Raw genomic sequence first — 17,270 nt, 5'->3', positions numbered from 1 at the left:
TCCCATTTGGCATGTAATGGGTTGGGTTGCAGAGGCTGCCGAGGGTTCAGATTGATTTGGCTGGCGGCATGGCACCGCGGCCCTTGTAGGAGCGGCCTTGTGTCGCGATGGGCTGCGCAGCGGCCCCAGGTTTTTTGCCCTACAAAGGACCGCAGGGGGCTGCTATGCAGCCCATCGCGACACAAGGCCGCTCCTACAGGGAGCAGTGACAGCTCTCAATGCCGTGGTGCAGCTTCCAACGCCGCCTTCAACGCCGGCGCATCGGCAAATGCCCGCTGGCTCACCAGCTTGCCCTGTTCCAGTTGCAACCACTGCACCTGGCCATCCTGCCCTGGATAACGGCTGGCCACGCGCCCGTCGCGGTCGAGCAGCACGCGGTAGTTGTAATCGCGCATGGCGGGGATGGCGAACAGCTTGCTGATCAGCGCCGGCATGCGCTGGATGTCGGCAACGAACACCGCATCGCGCGCCTCCAGGTAACCCTTGGGCTGTTCGGCCAGCGCCGCCTTCACCAGCTTGGCACCGTCCATGTCGCGTGCCACCAGCAGGATGTGCGTGCCGGCGGCGAGGCTATAGGCCTGGTCGTACTGGTCGAGCAGCGTCCACGGGGCGAGCTTGTCGCCCTGCTCCAGGGCATTGGCCAACAATGGCATCAGGCAAAGCAACAGGGCAGCGGCGTACTTCATCAAGGTATCCTCAGTGACAGGAGCATCAGCATAGCGGCAACGGGCCAAGCCAGACAGGTTGCCTGAACACGACCTGGAATACGACACGGCCACCCGGGAGATTGTCTTTCCCCCGGCCACCCGCCACACTCTCAAGGCCAGCCAGGAAGCGGAGTCCAGAGTGCCCACGCCACGCCAGTTCAGCAAGAAGACCAGTACCAGCAACATGCTGCGGCTGAAGTCCACCAGCGCCAATGCCCAAGCCCCCTATCGGGTCGATTTCGTATTGCTCGAACACTTCTCCATGGCCAGCTTCACCGTGGCCATGGACGTGCTGGTCACGGCCAACCTGCTGCGCGCCGACAGCTTTCGATTCACCCCACTGTCGCTTGCAGGCGACCGCGTGCTCAGCGACCTGGGGTTGGAGTTGGTGGCTACCGAGTTATCCGCCGAGGCCTTGAAGGAGTTGGACCTGCTGGTGATCTGTGGCGGCCTGCGCACGCCATTGAAGTACCCCGAGCTTGACCGCCTGCTGGGCGATTGCGCGGCCCACGGCATGGCCCTGGGCGGGTTGTGGAACGGCGCGTGGTTCCTCGGCCGCGCAGGGGTGCTGGACGACTATGGCTGCAGTATCCACCCCGAGCAACGCGCCAGCCTGTCCGAGCGCAGCCCGCAGACGCGGATCACCCCGGCCAGCTTCACTCTCGACCGCGACCGCCTCAGCGCTGCCAGCCCCAATGGTGCCATGGAGCTGATGCTCGGCCTGGTGCGCCGGCTGTATGGCGACGGCCTGGCCGAAGGCGTAGAGGAGATCCTGTCGTTCTCCGGTGCCCGCTATCGCCAGGTCGGCCCGGGCGCGAAGAAATCCATGAGCTTGCACCTGCGCACCATCGTCGAGCTGATGGAGAACAACCTCGAGGAAACCCTCAGCCTCGACCAGTTGGCCGCCTACAGCGGGCGCTCGCGCCGACAGATCGACCGCCTGTTCCAGGCCCAGTTGGGCACTTCGCCGCGGCGTTACTACATGGAGTTGCGCGTCACCAAAAGCCGCCGTCTACTGCAGTATTCCGACCTGTCGGTGATGGAAGTGGCAGTGGCCTGCGGGTTTGTTTCGGTGTCGCACTTCAGCAAATGTTATGCGGCTTACTTTGGCTACCCGCCGTCGCGTGAGCAGCGGTTGGGCGAGTGAGCAGGGGAAAATGGCAGGAATGTGTGGCCTGGCGAGGCCTCTTCGCGGGCGCGCCCGCTCTCATAGAACAACACATGACTCATTGGTTCGGCGAGGTCCTGTAGGAGCAGCCTTGTGCTGCGAAGAGGCCGGGGCTGACAAAGCCTGTCTATTGGCTGTACCGGCCTCTTCGCAGCACAAGGCTGCTCCTACAAAGGACGCGTCAGACGAGCGATATTGGTTCTCTGCGCGACAGCGCAGCCCAAAGGGCTGGGCAATCCCCCACAGGATCACCAAAGCATCCACGCGCGATCCCGGCGAGAGCGGGCTCACAAACCCAAGCGCAACGCCTCCCCCACCCCCGCCCCGCGCAAATCGTCCACCGCGCTGACCAGAGCAAAGTTGTAGGCCCCATGCGACCAGTACCGCGCCTCCAGCTGCCCGTCCACGCGCTGCCCGTCCGGCATGCGCCGATAATGATCACCTGGTGAGCGCAGGAACAGGCTGATGCGCTGGCCCTTGCCATCCTCGAACACCAGCAATGCCGCCGGCCCCTGCTCGTTGCTTAGCAGGCGCGCGCCCACCGGCTTGAAGCCGTAGCCCGCCAGGTCCGGCAGGTGGCCAACGCGGCTGAAGTGGCGCCCCAGCCAGTCGCGCAACTGGCCTGGGTCGCTGGCCTGGATATCCAACGCCTGGCTACCGGCAAACAAGCGGTGCGCCTGGACGGCATCGGCCATCGGCAGCTCGGCACGCGCCAAGGTCGCATCGCGCACTTGCCAACCTCCCAGGCCACCTACGCCAAACGCCAGCAGCAGCACCGCCGCCGTGGCCCAGCGGCGCTGGCGGCGTTGGCGCACTTGCCGGCGCAACTGCCCCAGGTCCAGCTGCGCCGCCCCGGGCACTTCGCCGAACCCGGCCAGCGCCGTACGCAGGCGGCGGGCGTCGGCACGCCAACCCTCGACCTTGGCCGCAGCGTGCGGGTTGGCCGCCAGCCAGGCTTGAACCTCGGCCCGGCGCGCAGGCTCCAGGCGCTCGTCGACATAAGCGTGCAGTTCGTCTTCGCTGGGGATCAGGCGCGTCATTTCAGTCTCCGCAAGGCCGGGGGCTGGGGGCTGCCCTCGGTCAGTTCGCGCAAGGCATTGCGGGCGCGCGACAGGCGCGACATCACAGTGCCGATAGGGATGCCCAGGGCCTGGGCGGCCTCCTTGTAGCTCAAACCTTCAATGCTGACCAGCAGCAACAACGCACGCTGTTCTGCCGTGAGCCGGGCGAAAGCCTGCAGGTCGGCCTGGGCCAGGACAATGGCCTCGAGGTTGCCGCCAACCGGCTCGTCATCGCGCTCGCCGCGACCGAACCAGGACAGCCATCGCGCGTGCAGCCGCTCGCGGCGCTTTCCATCAAGGAACAGCCGATAAAGGATGGTGAACAGCCAGGCCCGCAGGGCATCGGCATCACGTTGCTGGTCGCGCCGGCTCAAGGCCCGCTCGACCGTGGCTTGTACCAGGTCGTCGGCGCTGCCCGGCTCGCGGGTCAGCCACACGGCAAAGCGGCGCAGGCGGGCCAGCAGCTCGCGCCACTGGTGGTCGTCCAGATCATGCATGGCAAGGTCCCGGCCTCTGGGGTTGTCAGTGTAAGAGGCAGACGCCTGCGAGGAAAATCTATTCCCGGCCAGGGAATAAGTTTTTCCCTGCGCCGTCGTACCGGCACCTTCACTGAACCGGACAATGACCATGAACTCACCTCTGCACGGCCCGGCCAAGGCCCTGCGCCTGGCCGCCATCGGCGTCGTGATGCTGGGCGCGGGCGCCGCCTTTGCCTATGCCGCCGGCTGGGTTGGCGATACCCGCCTGACCCCACAACGCATCATCGACACCTTCGAAGCCCAGGCCGGGCATTACCCGGGTTACCGCAAGAACCACGCCAAGGGCCTGTGCGTCAGCGGCTACTTCCAGCCCAGCGGGCAGGCCGTCAGCCTGTCCACGGCGCGGGCGTTCAGCCAGCCGCGGGTGCCAGTGATCGGCCGCTTCGCCATCGGCGGCGCCAACCCGTTCGCGCCGGATACCGGCATACCGGTGCGCAGCTTGGCCATCGAGTTGAGTACCGACGACGGGCAGGTCTGGCGTACCGGCATGAACAACCCGCCGGTGCTGGCGGTGAGCACGCCACAAGCCTTCTATGAACAGGTACTGGCGGGGGCACCCGACCCGGCCACCGGCAAACCGGACCCGGGCAAACTGCAGGCGTTTTTCGCCGCCCACCCGGAAAGCGCGGCGTTTCGCCAATGGGCGGCGGGGTACAAGCCCAGCAACAGCTTCGCCAGCACGCAGTACCACAGCATCAACGCCTTCCGCCTGATCGACGCAAGCGGCGCGCCCCACCCCGTGCGTTGGCAACTGGAGCCGCAGACAGCGTTTGCCGCCCTGCCTGCCCAAGTCGATGATAAACAGTTCCTGCAGCACGACCTGCAGCAACGGCTGGCCCAGGGCCCGCTGCGCTGGACGCTGCGCCTGGTACTGGCGGAACCCGGCGATGCAGTGGACGACCCTGCCAGCCCGTGGCCTGCCGACCGACGCAGCGTGGACGCCGGCACGCTGGTACTGGAACAGGTCGACGGCCCCGAGCAAGGGGCCTGCCGCGACATCAACTTCGACCCGCTGATTCTACCCCGGGGCATCCAGGCCTCTGCTGACCCGATTCTCGCCGCCCGTTCGGCCGCCTACTCGGAATCCTTCAACCGCCGCAGCCGCGAATCGCTCGACACCGGAGCCCACCCATGAAAACCGACGCCTTCCACCCCCTCGCCCGCCTGTTGCACTGGCTGATGGCCGTGCTGATCCTGGCCATGTTGTTCATCGGTGTGAGCATGGCCGCCGACCTGTCGCCGCGCCACCCCGTGCTGATCGGGTTGCACAAGGCAACCGGCCTGGCCCTGCTGGTGCTGGTGCTGCTGCGCATCGCCGTTCGCCTGGCCCTGCCCCACCCAGCCCTGCCGCGCGACCTGCCTGCACTGCAACGCTGGGCCGCCGGGGCTTCGCACCTGGTGCTCTACGGACTGATGCTTGCCATGCCGCTGCTGGGCTGGGCCATGCTGTCGGCCGGTGGCTACCCCCGCCCCCTGGGCTTGCCGGCCATTGCCCCCCATGACCTGCAACTGTATGCAGTGCTGCGCCAGGCCCATGGCTGGGCTGGCTACTTGCTGTTCGCCACGGTGCTGGTGCATGTGGGTGCAGCCTTGATGCACGCGTGGGTGCGCCGCGATGGCGTGTTGCGTAGCATGTGGCCTGGCCCGCTGCGCCGCAGCCAATGACGCTCGGCAGCCCGGGGGCTCGACACCGATAACGATTCCCAACAAGATCGGCTTTCTATTTGCCGTACCGCCCTGGACTGCCCTATGAATGTCGCAAAGGATCCTGCCACACTCGCACCCGCCAGTACCCTGGACTTGCGCCCCCTGCTGCTGGCCAACATGGCCTGCACCATGTCGATGATGGCCTTCGTCGCCCTGATCGGCCCGATCGCCCGCCAGCTCGGCATGGCCACCTGGCAAGCCGGGGCCGCCGTGACCGTGGCGGGCGTGGTCTGGGTGCTGCTGGCCCGGCCTTGGGGGCGCGCCGCAGACCGTCTGGGCCGTCGGCGCATCCTGCTGCTGGGCAGCGCCGGCTTCACCCTGGCCTACTGGCTGCTGTGCCTGTTCGTAGAAGGTGCGCTGCGCTGGCTACCGGGGGCGACCCTGGCCTTCATAGGCCTGATGGTCGCGCGCGGCTGTATCGGCGCCTTCTATGCTGCCATCCCGGTGGGCTGCAATGCGCTGATCGCCGACCATGTCGAACCGCAACGCCGGGCCCGGGCCATGGCCTCGCTGGGGGCGGCCAACGCCGTCGGTCTGGTGGTGGGGCCGGCGCTGGCAGCGCTGCTGGCGCGGCATAGCCTGAGCCTGCCGTTCCATATCATGTCGCTGCTGCCGGCCAGTGCCTTTCTTGTCCTGCTTTTCACCCTGAAGCCGCAGGCGCTGCCGCACAGCCATGCTCCAAGCCCGGTGCGGCTGAACGACCCACGCCTGCGTCGGCCCTTGCTGGTGGCGTTCAGCGCCATGCTCAGTGTCACGGTATCGCAGATCAACGTCGGTTTCTTTGCCCTCGACCGCCTGCACCTGGGCCCTGCCGAGGCTGCCCAGGCCGCTGGCATCGCCCTGACCACGGTGGGTGTGGCGCTGATCCTGGCGCAGGTGCTGCTGCGCCAGCTGGAATGGCCGCCGTTGAAGATGATCCGGGTCGGCGCCACGGTTTCGGCCCTGGGCTTTGCCTGCGGCTCGCTGGCCACCACGGCGCCCTGGCTGTGGGCTTGCTACTTTGTCGCGGCGGCGGGCATGGGCTTTGTCTTCCCGGCGTTTTCGGCGCTGGCGGCCAATGCCATGCACGCCTCCGAGCAAGGCGCCACAGCCGGCTCCATCGGTGCTGCCCAGGGCATGGGCGCAGTGATCGGGCCGCTGGCCGGCACCTTGGTTTATGCCGTCGATCCACGCTTGCCATTCCTGGCGGTGGCGGCGCTGTTGCTGCTGGTCGGGTCATGGCCGATGCCGCGCGATCAGCGGGCCTGACAAGCACAGCGCGCAAGCGCGCAGAGTGTGTTTTAATGCGCATCGCTCATTATTATTGACACCTCTGATTACAAGGCGGCTATGGACACGGGGACGCGACTCAAACTGGTGCGTGAACGCAACAACCTCTCCCAACGGGAACTGGCCCGCCGCAGCGGGCTGACCAATTCGACGATCTCGCAGATCGAGCAGAATCGCGTCAGCCCTTCGGTCAGCTCCCTGAAAAAACTGCTCGAAGGCATTCCGATGAGCCTGGCGGAGTTCTTCAGTTTCGACGAGCCGGTGCGCGAAGAGCGCTACGTGTTCCGTGGCGGCGAGCAGCCAGACCTGGGCCGCAACGGCCTGCGCATGCTGCTGGTTGGCGCCAGCGTCGAAGGCCGGCAGATGCGCATGCTGCGTGAACTGTATGCACCGGGTGCCGATTCGGGCGAGCCGATCGTGCATGCCGAGGGTGAGGAGTGTGGCCTGGTCACACGCGGCACCGTCGAGTTGTGGGTCGATGGCCAGGTGAGCGTGCTCAACTCGGGCGACGGTTACTACATCCCCACTACCCTGCCGCACAGTTTCAAGAACATCGGCCCGGACGAGGCCGAAATCATCAGCGCCAACACCCCGGCGAACTTCTGACTGCTTTATGCATGGAGATGGCACCGGCTTTGCCGGTGTTCGCGGCTGAAGCCGCTCCCACAGGAAACGCGCCAACCCTGTGGGAGAGGCGCCTTCAGGTAAGGCTGTCGACACCCTGACGCAGGGCCTCTTCGACAAAGTCCAGGCGGTCCTGCCCGAAGAACATCTCGCCACCGACAAAACAGGTCGGCGCGCCGAACACCCCGCGCTCCACTGCAGCTTCGGTCGCGTGCCTGAGCGCGGACTTCACCTCGTCATCACCCGCCAGCGCGCGAAATGCCTGCGGGTCGAAGCCGCCCTGGCTCAGCGTGTCGTCGAGGACGGCGATGTCGCCCAGATTGCGGCGCTGCGCAAACAGACCATTGAACAGCACCGCCAGCAACGCATCGAACCGCTCCGGCGAACGCAGTTGGGTGCCCATTGCCCCGCGCATCAGGGTCAAGGTATTGACCGGGAACCCCGGCGGCAACCCGAACGGTACCCCGTAGCGCTCGGCGAAGCGCGCCAGGTCGGTGAACATGTAGCGGCCCTTGGCCGGGATCATCACCGGCGAGGCGTTGCCGGTGGCCTGGAAAACCCCGCCCAGCAGCATCGGCCGGTAACGCAGCGTGGCACCCTGGCGCGCACACAGGCCAGGCAGTTGGGTCCAGGCCAGATAGCTGGCCGGGCTGCCCAGGTCAAAAAAGAAATCGACAGTCTTGTTCATGTGGTTACGGTCCTTGCTCGGTAAAGGGGATTACCAACGTTCCATCCAGGGGCGCAGGTCCAGCTCGAAGGTCCAGGCGTCGCGGGGCTGGGCGTGCAGGAACCAGTAGCTGTCGGCGATGTGGGCCGGGTCGAGGATGCCATCCTGGTCCTTGAGGGCGTAGCGCTCGGGGAAAGTGTCACGGATGAAGGCGGTGTCGATGGCCCCGTCAACCACCACGTGGGCGACATGGATGTTCCGCGGCCCTAGCTCGCGCGCCATGCTCTGGGCCAGGGCGCGCAAAGCGTGCTTGGCCCCGGCGAATGCCGCAAAGCCCGCCGCGCCACGAGTGCCAGCGGTGGCGCCGGTGAACAGGATGGTGCCACGCTCGCGCTGGACCATGCGCCGGGCCACCGCCTGGGCGGTGAGGAAACCGGCAAAACAGGCCATCTCCCAGATCTTGAAGTATTTGCGTGGGGTTTCCTCAAGAATGCTACAGGGCACATTGGCACCGATATTGAACACAAACGCTTCGATCGGGCCGATATCACGCTCGATGGTTTCGACCAGCGCCGCCACCTCCTCCTCCTTGCGCGCATCGGAGCCAAACCCGTGGGCCTGGCCGCCGGCAGCACGGATTTCGTCCAGCAGCGGCTGCAACTTGTCAGCCTGGCGCCGGGTAACACAAGCAATGTAGCCCTCACGGGCAAAGCGCTTGGCGATCTCGCCGCCGGTAGCATCCCCCGCGCCAATCACGAGCACCACTTTTTGTTGTTCTGCCATGCCTGCCCCATTAGTGAATGATCGTTTAGTAAACGAACGCTATGTTATGATCGCCGCCATCGTCAAGCCCGCCTGCAGAGGCAACTGAATGCGCTACACCAACGAACACAAGCAGCAAACCCGCGAGCGGCTGCTGGCCAGCAGCGGCGCGCTGGCCAAACGCGGGGGCTTTTCCAGCACCGGCGTAGCCGGGCTGATGAAGGCGATCGGCCTGACCGGCGGAGCCTTCTACAACCACTTCCCGTCCAAGGACGACCTGTTCACCGAAGTAGTGCGGCAGGAATTGTGCAACAGCCCGCTGGCGCGCCTGGCCAACCAGGGCGCCAGTCGCGAACGCCTGGGCCGTTGCCTGCAGCAGTACCTGAGCCTGGCTCACCTGCACAATGCCGAGGGTGGCTGCCCGCTGCCGCCATTGGGGGTGGAGATTGCCCGGGCCGAAGCACCGGTGCGTGCAGTGGCCGAGCATTGGCTGGTGGAGCTGCACCAGGCATGGAGCGCGACCCTGGAAGACAGCGAATTAGCCTGGGTGCTGATCAGCCAGTGCGTCGGTGCCTTGCTGGTCGGGCGCATGCTGGCCACGGAAAGCGTGCAGTCGCAGGTACTGGACGCCAGCCGCCACTTTGTCGAGAAGTCCCTGCATGAAGCGGATTAGTTTACTGCTGGGGCTACTGATGAGCTTGCCTGCACTCGCCGAACAGGCCTGCCCGCCAGGGCAGTACCAGGTGTGCCTGATGGGGTGTTTCTGTGCGCCCATCGACCCCGGCCAGGCCGGGCAAATTTTCAAGGACGTGGAAGTACTGGCTTCGTCCAGCCTGACCTACGCCTTGCAGCAGGCCCGCGACGAAGCCACCGCCAGCGGCGTCGAGCCGATCCCGTTGCATATCCGTGCGCAACTCGAACCTTGGTACGACTTTGCCGTGCTCGACGCGGCGCGCTTCCGGGTGGGTGACGAACAGCAGATGAGCGCGGCCAATGCGCTGCTGCAGAACCCCGATGTGAACGCCGTGACGCTGATCGACACGATCATCTTCCGCCGCCCCGCCGATGCCGAGGACAACGTGGCGTTGTGGGCACATGAGCTCAAGCATGTGCAGCAGTATCAGCAGCTGGGTGTGGAAGAGTTCGCCCGGCGCTACACGCGCAACTACGACGACCTGGAAGCGCCGGCCTACAAGATCGAGGCCGAGGTAGGCAAGGCGCTGCGCGAGCGTGGTTCAGGACAGGCCAGATAAGCCAGGGGCTGCTTTGCAGCCCTTCGCCGGCAAGCCAGCTCCCACAGGGACTGCACAGGCCTTGAGAGCTGTGCAGTCGAGGTGGGAGCTGGCGTGCCGGCGACAGGGCCCTGTCAGGATGCCGCCGAAGCTTTTTCAGCCACCTGCTCACGGCTGGCATAACGCTGCGCCAGCACTGCACAGACCATCAGCTGAATCTGGTGGAACAGCATCAGCGGCAGGATCATCGCGCCAATGCCACTGCCGACGAACAGCACCTGCGCCATTGGCACCCCGGTGGCCAGGCTCTTCTTCGAACCGGCGAACAGGATGGTAATGCGGTCCTCCAGGTCAAAGCCCAGCAGCTTGCCGAGCAGCCGGGTACCGTACAACACCACCGCCAACAAGATTCCGCACACGGCAAACAACCCGGCCAGGTGCTGCGGCGATACCGTGTGCCACAGCCCGGTGACCACCGCCTCGCTGAACGCGGTGTAGACCACCAGCAGGATCGAACCCTGGTCCACCACCTTGAGCCAGCGCGCATTGCGCTTGACCCAGGCACCGATCCAGCGCCGGGCGACCTGCCCGGCCACGAACGGCACCAGCAGCTGCAGGGTGATCTTCAGCACCGCATCCAGACCAGAACCGGTATCACCGCTGGCCCCCAGCAACATCACTACCAGCAACGGCGTGAGGAAGATACCCAGCAGGCTGGATGCCGCCGCACTGCAAATGGCCGCCGGCACGTTACCACGCGCCAGCGAAGTGAAGGCGATGGCCGACTGCACGGTAGCCGGCAAGGCACACAGGTAGAGCACGCCCAGGTAAAGTTCGTTGCCCACCAGCGGCACGAACAGTGGCTTGAACGCCAGGCCCAGCAGCGGGAACAGCACGAAGGTGCAGGAGAACACCAGCAAGTGCAGGCGCCAGTGCCCCGCTCCGGCAATGATCGCCTCGCGCGACAGCTTGGCGCCGTGCAGGAAGAACAGCAGGCCGATGGCCAGGTTGGTCAGCCAACCAAAATACACTGCGCCGTCGCCCGAGCAAGGCAGCACGGTGGCAATCAGCACCACCCCGAGCAAAGCCAGGGTGAAATTGTCGAATAACATGCGCAAATACTTCATCACAGTTTCCGTCTTGTCATTGTGCAAGGGCAGACGATAAGGTCTTCGGTTTTTCGCCGCTAACGCCGGAACCCCCACCGGTGTCGCTCAACGGACACGCTCCAGCACAGGACCCGCTCATGCCCCTCTCCCGCCTGGCTGCACTTGCAGCCGCCATCACTCTCACCCTGGACTACAGTGCCGCCCAGGCCGACGACCAGTTGCAGGCCAAGGTCGACCAGATCATCCGCCCGCTGATGCAGGAGCAAGGCATCACCGGTATGGCCGTGGCCATCTATGCTCGCAACCACGCGCACTACTTCAGCTATGGCGTGGCCAGCAAGGCCGACAATGTGCCGGTCAGCCGCGACACGCTGTTCGAGATCGGTTCGCTGAGCAAGACCTACACCGCCACCCTGGCCGCACTGGCCAGTGCCGAAGGCAAGCTGGACCTTGATGCCCCGGCCAAGCGCTATCACCCGGCCCTTGCCGGCGCCCCCATCGGCGACGCAAGCGTGCTGGAGCTGGGCGCCTATAGTGCCGACTGCCTGCCGTTGCAGTTCCCGGATGCGGTGCAGACGGCGCAGCAGGTGGTCGATTTCTTCCGGCACTGGCAACCCCGCGCCAAACCCGGCACCCAGCGCTGCTACTCGAACCCCAGCCTGGGCTTGTTCGGTGACCTGGCCGCCCGAGCGCAGCATCAGCCGTTCTCCACGCTGATGAGCGAGGGCCTGCTGAAACAGATGGGCCTGGAAAACACCTATCTGCAGGTCCCGGCCAGCGCCCAGGGGTTGTATGCCCAGGGCTACGACAGTGCCGACAAGCCGGTGCGTGTCGGCCCCGGCCCTTACGCCGACGAAGCCTACGGCATCAAGACCAGCGCCAGCGACCTGCTGCGCTATGTGCGCCTCCACATGCAGCCGGAGAAGTTGCCACCGGCGCTGGCACAAGCCACGGCCATCACCCAGCGGGGCTACTTCCAGGTCGGCGCCATGACCCAGGGCCTGGGCTGGGAGCGTTACCCCTACCCGGTCACGCTGGCCACACTGATCGATGGCAACGGCCCGCAGCTAATCCGTGAACCGCAGGCAACCACACGCTTGCAACCAGCCCTGCCGCCGCTGCCGGCAGCCTGGTACAACAAGACCGGCTCGACCAATGGCTTCGGCGCCTACGCCGCGTTCGTGCCCGCCGAACAACTGGCCGTGGTGTTGCTGGCCAACCGAAACTACCCGAACGAAGCCCGGGTGCGCGCAGCCTTCGACATTCTCTCCGGGCTGTAGTGCGGGCAGCGATTGTCGAACAAAACGACACAATGTAGTGAGCAAAAATATTCACTACAAAATGGTTGACGCCGTTCATCGCCCTTGGGCATGATGAAGCCGTCTCCCTGATCGGGAGCGGTGGCAAGGGTGTTCCAGACGGCCTGCGCGGTAACGCAGGCCGTCCGTGGAGAGGGAAACTGTCCAAAAGGCAGCGTGAGAAAGCCCCTGTTGCGATGCTGCTGTAGCAGCCTTGGTAGTGCGCTACACCGTGGTAGCGCCAACTGTGAAAAATCACCTACGAATGGGTAATGGGGGCTTTATGATGAACTTGAACAACAATCCGACTATCGACCAATTGGCCCAGCTGTTCGCCGTACGCAAGGACAGCCTTGACGACCATCTGCTGTGGGTAAGCCAGACCGGTGAAGTGCGCCTCGACCGCCTGCCACCGAACACCGTCGAAGATGAATTCGAAGAGCACCTGCCCAGCATGCGTGCCCGCTTCAAGGTCTACCGCCGTGGCCAAGGCTACGTCGGCAAGAAGGCCGCCGCCGACACCGAATTCGTCGGCCGCGTTCTGCAGACCCTGCAACAAGAATGGCCCGCTGCCCGTGAGCAGCAGGCAGTCAAGGTGATCGAACCGCTCAACTGAGGGTTCCCACCTTTACCTGAGCCCGGCCCTCACAGGCCGGGCTTTTTCATGCCTGGCGCCGCTGGCTGCGGGGTTCCGGCAGCGGCAAGGCGCCGGTTGCCATCGCCCGGGCGCGGTCTACACCCCACACCAGGGCGCGAGTCATGGTCTCGCCTGGGCGTGCGGGGTAATACTCCTCCAGCAACGCTCGCCCATCACCGGCGTACAACCCCAAAAACAGTTGGGTCGCCCCCAGGCGCGACAGGCGCACCTGCACGTCGAGCGTGGTGCCGTCACTGAGTGCTTCGTCGTGGCAGCGGCTGTGCAGCTGTGCGTCGGCCCATTGCCAATAAGTCTCTTCCCTGACTCGCATGAGCATTCAATCCTCCGTTGCTGGAATGCCGCGCAAGAAAACCACAGCCTTGGCCATCCTGCGAGTGCTACCCGGCAATGCCATGAGGCGGATCAAGAAATGGCAATAAAAACCCCGCCATTCGGCGGGGTTTTGCTGGAGCGGGATCACTTCTTGAGCGGAACCCGCGGCATGAAGCGGCCTTTTTTGCTGCGCTGCAGGTGTGCAGGCTGGAGCTGTTCGGAATCATCCAGCGTCATGTGGGCGAAGCCCAGGCGAAATGCCGCTTGGCCGCAACGCACCTGGCTGTTGATCGGGAACGCGTCGTTCAGGTCTTCGAAAAAGGATTCGCTCATGCCCTGTCTCCCTCCAGTGGCGGACGCGTCGGCAACCAGAACAGTTGCTCTACCAAACGCGACCTGTGAAAGTGAGACTAGCTGGTCATTTGCGGACCGCCCAGACCGAAGCCTTGGACCCGACCAGCGGCAGACGCTCTACTTCAGGCGCACCGCTGTACCGGTAGCAAATACCACGACCATGCCGCCCTGTACCGACGGCATGCTGATCTCGAAATCCACCCCCACTACCGCATCGGCTTGCAACTGGCGTGCCCGCGCCTTCAGTTCTTCGGTGGCCTGCTCCCGGGCTTCGCGCAGTGCGCTTTCCAGGGTTTGCGAACGCCCGCCGAAGAAGTCGCGAAAACGTGCAAAGAAATCGCGCACGAAATTGATGCCCTGCACCGATTCGGAGCTGACCACACCCAGGTATTCGGCAATCGGGCGGCCTTCGAGCTGGCTGGTGGTGGAAATGATCATGGGTGCGCTCCATTGGCCGGCAAAAGAGACCGATTCTAACAGAGCGCAAATCCACTCGCAGATATGCAGTCATTGTGGGAGCGGGCGTGCCCGCGAAGCAGGCACCGCGGTGGTTGGCACGGGCTTCGCCCGTGTTCGCGGGCACGCCCGCTCCCACAGAACAACACATGACTCATTGGTTCGGCGAGGTTCTGTAGGAGCAGCCTTGTGCTGCGAAGAGGCCGCTACTGACAAAGCCTGTCTGTTGCCTGTACCGGCCTCTTCGCAGCACAAGGCTGCTCCTACAAAGGACGCGTCAGACGAGCGATATCTGTTCTCTGCGCGACAGCGCAGCCCAAAAGGGCTGGGCAATCTCCCACAGGGATTGCGCTGGCTTGCGATTTTCAGTCGGGCAGTGGTTGAAGGATCAACTACGCGCTAACCGCGCGCAGCCGTTGGCCAATGCGGGCGCCAAACACGTTCACCAGCAACCCGGCCATCACCAGCAATGCGCCCCAGCCCTGGGTCGCGGTCAGACGCTCGCCCAGCAACAACGCCGACGAACTCAGGCCAATCACAGGCACCAGCAGCGAGAACGGCGCCACCTTGCCGGCCGGGTGGCGCGACAGTAACTTGCTCCACAGGCTGTAGCCGAGCATGGTGGCGACAAACGCCAGGTAAGCCAGGGCCAATACCGAACTCCAACTGATATTGGCAATGGCGTGGCCGATGCGCTCCGGCCCCTCCAGCCACCAGGACAACGCAAGGAACGGCAGTGGCGGGATCAGCCCGCCCCAGATAACCAGCGCCACCAGGTCAACCGAGCCAAAGCGCCGGGTGATGATGTTGCCCATGCCCCACATGGCGCCGGCACACAGGGTCAGCACCAGCGCCAACATCGGTACATGGCCGCCGTCTTCGCTGCCGATAAGCGCCAGGCCGCTGGCGGCCACCAGCAGCCCCAGCACGCTGGCCAGGCGCAGCCGCTCGCCAAGGAACAACGCGGCAAAGCCGAGGGTGAAGAACGCCTGCGACTGCAGGATCAGCGAGGCCAGCCCTGGCGGCATGCCGCTGTACATGGCTTGGAACAGGAAAGCGAACTGGCCCAACGAAATGGTCGCGCCGTAGGCGATCAGCCAGCGCCAGGGCAACTTCGGCCGCTTGACCAGCAAGATCGCCGGGAACGCCACCAGCAAGAAGCGCAATGCCCCCAGCAACATCGGCGGCAAGCCATCGAGGCCAACCTTGATGACCACGAAGTTGACTCCCCAGGCGACAATCACCACCAGGGCGATGAGCAGATCCTTGAGTGGCATTGCGACATCCTTCTTCAAGCTTTCTAGACATATTTCGTTACAGCATAAGGCTATTCCTTTGACAGGGACCAGCACAGTTGCGGCCCAGAGGTGCGCAACAGTGACTGTTATCGTGCAAGGGTTGCCGAGCTGATTGGTGGAGCGCGTCAGCTCCGGTATCCAGGTGCGACCTTTTCCAGCATCCGCAACAATGCTGCCCATGCCAGCTGCAACGCATCCGGATCCGCCAGTTCGCCCTGTTTCAACCCTCGTCCAGGCTCATTGAACTGCCGCTCGGTATGCGCGCACACTTCGGCCGGCGGCAAAATCACCTGCCCGGCACTCTGCGCCGCCAACTGGATCTCGCAGGCCTTTTCCAGGTAGTACATGCGCAGGAACGCTTCGGCCACGCTGCGCCCGGTAGTCAGCAGGCCATGGTTACGCAGAATCATCACTGGCTTGTCGCCCAAGTCGGCTACCAGCCTTCGCTGCTCATCCATGTCCAGCGCAATCCCTTCATAGGCGTGGTATGCCACCTTGCCATAAAACTCCATGGACATCTGGTTGAGCGGTAGCAGCCCACATTCCAGCGCCGCCACCGCACAACCTGCCCGGGTGTGGGTGTGCAACACACAATGGGCATCCTCGCGGGCAGCATGGATGGCGCTGTGGATGACGAAACCGGCCGGGTTGACCGGGTGCGGCGTCGCTTCAACCGGCCGGCCCTGCAGGTCGATCTTCACCAGGCTGGAGGCCGTGATCTCATCGAACAGCAAGCCGTACGGATTGATCAGGAAGTGGTGCTCCGGCCCCGGCAGGCGCAGGGAAATATGGGTGAAGATCAGGTCGCTCATGCGGAAATGGGCGATCAGCCGATAGCAGGCGGCCAGCTCCTGGCGCAGGCTTTGTTCCGTTGTGGTCATCATCGTCATACCTTTGCAGTACGCTATTTGCTGGCCCACGCATTGAAGCGTTGCTCCAGCTCTTCGCCATGGTCGACCCAGAATTCCACATTCATCGCCAACGCCCCCTGCAGGTTCTGCGGCGAAGTAGGCACCCAGCTGGCCAGGGACGGGTCTAGCTTCGCCGCCGCCTGGGTGTTGGTCGGCCCATAGGGAATCTGCTGCACATAACGCACCTGGGTGTCCGGCTGGTTGGCGTAGGCAATCAGCCGCTTGGCCTGGTCGACATGCCGCGAGCCTTTGATGATCGCCCAGTAATCCATGCCATACAGGCTGCCAGGCCAGACCACCGCCAGCGGGCTGCCCTGCTGGGCCGCCACGGCGATGCGCCCGCTATAGGTCGAGGTCATCACCACATCTCCCGCCGCCAGCCACTGGGCAGGTTGGGCGCCGGCGTCCCACCACTGGATATACGGCTTGAGCTCGCTGAGTTTGGCAAAGGCACGCTCGACCCCTGCCGGGGTGGCCAGTACCTGGTACACATCCTCGACCTTCACCCCATCTGCCATCAGGGCGAACTCCAGGTTGTACACCGCACGCTTGCGCAGGCCGCGCTTGCCAGGGTACTTGTTCACGTCCCAGAAGTCGGCCCACGACGCAGGCGCCTGTGCCAGCTTGTTGCGGTCATAGGCAATCGCCACACTCCATACCAGTGCGGCCGAGCCGCAGGCCTGTGCGGCATCGGCAATCAGTTCATCCGCATGGCCCATGCGCTGCCAGTCCAACTGCTCGTAGACGCCCTCGTCGCAGCCACGCATCAGGTCAGGCCCTTCGATCTGCACCACATCCCAGTCGACATTGCCGGTGTCGGCCATTACCTGGATCCGTGCCATCTCGCCGTTGTACTCGCTCTGGATCAGCTTGCTGCCATCCTGGGCACTGAACGGTTTGAAGATCGCCTCGTCCTGAGCTTTCTGGCCAGCACCACCATAGCCGACCACGACCATCTGCGGTGCCGCTTGCGCACTGCCCAGGCCCATGGCCAGCAACGCTGCGCAAAGGCTGCTTACACGTGGGAATACCTGCATCGTAGTTGCCTCCTGCCGGTGCCCGAGGGGCCCGTTTTCTTGTTGTTGTGAGGTCACGCCCTCGCCACGAGGGTGAGAAAAACCTAGTCGCCGACCAGTAA

21 protein-coding genes are annotated in these 17,270 nt (G+C 64.5%); 9 read left to right on the top strand and 12 right to left on the bottom strand.

What is annotated here, in order from left to right:
* Positions 1–215 precede the first annotated feature (215 nt).
* Entirely contained in the window at positions 216–686 is a 471-nt protein-coding gene (locus tag M1D87_RS12830; protein ID WP_013972487.1) for a hypothetical protein, read from the bottom strand.
* Between the two features lie 160 nt (positions 687–846).
* Between M1D87_RS12830 and M1D87_RS12825 the strand changes: the two genes are divergently transcribed.
* Positions 847–1,854: a GlxA family transcriptional regulator gene (locus M1D87_RS12825; RefSeq protein WP_013972486.1), complete on the top strand. Its 1,008-nt coding sequence runs from the start codon at positions 847–849 to the stop codon at positions 1,852–1,854.
* A 308-nt stretch (positions 1,855–2,162) separates the two neighbouring features.
* Here M1D87_RS12825 and M1D87_RS12820 read toward each other — a convergent pair whose 3' ends face one another.
* The gene (locus M1D87_RS12820) at positions 2,163–2,915 is read right to left on the bottom strand and encodes an anti-sigma factor family protein (RefSeq protein ID WP_039614882.1); all 753 of its coding nucleotides are present in this window, start codon (positions 2,913–2,915) and stop codon (positions 2,163–2,165) included.
* Positions 2,912–3,433: a sigma-70 family RNA polymerase sigma factor gene (locus tag M1D87_RS12815; protein WP_013972484.1), complete on the bottom strand. Its 522-nt coding sequence runs from the start codon at positions 3,431–3,433 to the stop codon at positions 2,912–2,914. Before M1D87_RS12815 ends, M1D87_RS12820 begins: the two co-directional genes overlap by 4 nt.
* A 124-nt stretch (positions 3,434–3,557) precedes the next feature.
* On the opposite strand from M1D87_RS12815, the gene M1D87_RS12810 reads away from it, so the two are divergent.
* The 4 genes from M1D87_RS12810 to M1D87_RS12795 all read left to right on the top strand — a co-directional run bounded on the left by M1D87_RS12810 (position 3,558) and on the right by M1D87_RS12795 (position 7,057).
* The gene (locus M1D87_RS12810; protein ID WP_123083685.1) at positions 3,558–4,610 is read left to right on the top strand and encodes a catalase family peroxidase; all 1,053 of its coding nucleotides are present in this window, start codon (positions 3,558–3,560) and stop codon (positions 4,608–4,610) included.
* Complete coding sequence (locus M1D87_RS12805) at positions 4,607–5,140, top strand: cytochrome b (RefSeq protein WP_123083686.1); 534 nt, start codon at positions 4,607–4,609, stop codon at positions 5,138–5,140. Before M1D87_RS12810 ends, M1D87_RS12805 begins: the two co-directional genes overlap by 4 nt.
* Positions 5,141–5,224: 84 nt before the next feature.
* Positions 5,225–6,430 carry an MFS transporter gene (locus M1D87_RS12800; RefSeq protein ID WP_232881837.1) on the top strand — a complete coding sequence of 402 codons (1,206 nt, stop codon included), beginning with the start codon at positions 5,225–5,227 and terminating at the stop codon, positions 6,428–6,430.
* A gap of 81 nt (positions 6,431–6,511) precedes the next feature.
* Entirely contained in the window at positions 6,512–7,057 is a 546-nt protein-coding gene (locus M1D87_RS12795; RefSeq protein WP_003248033.1) for a cupin domain-containing protein, read from the top strand.
* A gap of 94 nt (positions 7,058–7,151) precedes the next feature.
* Here the strand turns inward: M1D87_RS12795 and M1D87_RS12790 are convergent, their stop codons facing one another.
* Entirely contained in the window at positions 7,152–7,763 is a 612-nt protein-coding gene (locus M1D87_RS12790) for a 2-hydroxychromene-2-carboxylate isomerase (RefSeq protein WP_123083688.1), read from the bottom strand.
* A 30-nt stretch (positions 7,764–7,793) separates the two neighbouring features.
* A complete protein-coding gene (locus tag M1D87_RS12785; RefSeq protein ID WP_061302366.1) occupies positions 7,794–8,525 on the bottom strand; it encodes an SDR family oxidoreductase in 732 nt (243 codons plus the stop codon).
* Between the two features lie 88 nt (positions 8,526–8,613).
* Here M1D87_RS12785 and M1D87_RS12780 point away from each other — a divergent pair, with 88 nt between their 5' ends.
* Positions 8,614–9,177, top strand: a complete 564-nt coding sequence (locus M1D87_RS12780; protein ID WP_123083689.1) for a TetR/AcrR family transcriptional regulator — start codon at positions 8,614–8,616, stop codon at positions 9,175–9,177.
* The gene (locus tag M1D87_RS12775) at positions 9,164–9,757 is read left to right on the top strand and encodes an eCIS core domain-containing protein (RefSeq protein ID WP_024087033.1); all 594 of its coding nucleotides are present in this window, start codon (positions 9,164–9,166) and stop codon (positions 9,755–9,757) included. The genes M1D87_RS12780 and M1D87_RS12775 overlap by 14 nt, the downstream gene beginning before the upstream one ends.
* A gap of 113 nt (positions 9,758–9,870) precedes the next feature.
* Here the strand turns inward: M1D87_RS12775 and M1D87_RS12770 are convergent, their stop codons facing one another.
* Positions 9,871–10,863, bottom strand: coding sequence for a bile acid:sodium symporter family protein (locus tag M1D87_RS12770; protein ID WP_123083690.1), 993 nt, complete (start codon positions 10,861–10,863; stop codon positions 9,871–9,873).
* 119 nt (positions 10,864–10,982) lie between these two features.
* Here M1D87_RS12770 and ampC point away from each other — a divergent pair, with 119 nt between their 5' ends.
* Both ampC and M1D87_RS12760 read left to right on the top strand, forming a co-directional pair.
* Positions 10,983–12,125: a class C beta-lactamase gene (ampC, locus tag M1D87_RS12765; protein ID WP_123083691.1), complete on the top strand. Its 1,143-nt coding sequence runs from the start codon at positions 10,983–10,985 to the stop codon at positions 12,123–12,125.
* A 301-nt stretch (positions 12,126–12,426) separates the two neighbouring features.
* A complete protein-coding gene (locus M1D87_RS12760) occupies positions 12,427–12,759 on the top strand; it encodes a hypothetical protein (protein ID WP_003253895.1) in 333 nt (110 codons plus the stop codon).
* A 46-nt stretch (positions 12,760–12,805) separates the two neighbouring features.
* On the opposite strand, the gene M1D87_RS12755 is transcribed toward M1D87_RS12760, so the two are convergent.
* The 6 genes from M1D87_RS12755 to M1D87_RS12730 form a co-directional block, all read right to left on the bottom strand.
* Entirely contained in the window at positions 12,806–13,117 is a 312-nt protein-coding gene (locus M1D87_RS12755; RefSeq protein ID WP_023663278.1) for a hypothetical protein, read from the bottom strand.
* A 140-nt stretch (positions 13,118–13,257) separates the two neighbouring features.
* On the bottom strand, positions 13,258–13,446 hold the full coding sequence (locus M1D87_RS12750) for a hypothetical protein (RefSeq protein ID WP_003253897.1): 189 nt from the start codon (positions 13,444–13,446) through the stop codon (positions 13,258–13,260).
* Positions 13,447–13,584: 138 nt separating this feature from the next.
* Positions 13,585–13,905: a YbjQ family protein gene (locus tag M1D87_RS12745; protein ID WP_003258990.1), complete on the bottom strand. Its 321-nt coding sequence runs from the start codon at positions 13,903–13,905 to the stop codon at positions 13,585–13,587.
* Between the two features lie 410 nt (positions 13,906–14,315).
* A complete protein-coding gene (locus M1D87_RS12740; RefSeq protein WP_003258991.1) occupies positions 14,316–15,200 on the bottom strand; it encodes an EamA family transporter in 885 nt (294 codons plus the stop codon).
* 146 nt (positions 15,201–15,346) lie between these two features.
* Positions 15,347–16,102 carry a class II aldolase/adducin family protein gene (locus M1D87_RS12735; RefSeq protein WP_061302371.1) on the bottom strand — a complete coding sequence of 252 codons (756 nt, stop codon included), beginning with the start codon at positions 16,100–16,102 and terminating at the stop codon, positions 15,347–15,349.
* A 23-nt stretch (positions 16,103–16,125) separates the two neighbouring features.
* Positions 16,126–17,169 carry an ABC transporter substrate-binding protein gene (locus tag M1D87_RS12730; RefSeq protein ID WP_232880956.1) on the bottom strand — a complete coding sequence of 348 codons (1,044 nt, stop codon included), beginning with the start codon at positions 17,167–17,169 and terminating at the stop codon, positions 16,126–16,128.
* Between the last annotated feature and the right edge of the window lie 101 nt (positions 17,170–17,270).

The organism is Pseudomonas sp. SA233, assembly GCF_054792385.1.
This window is presented reverse-complemented; position numbering and strand designations above follow the sequence as displayed.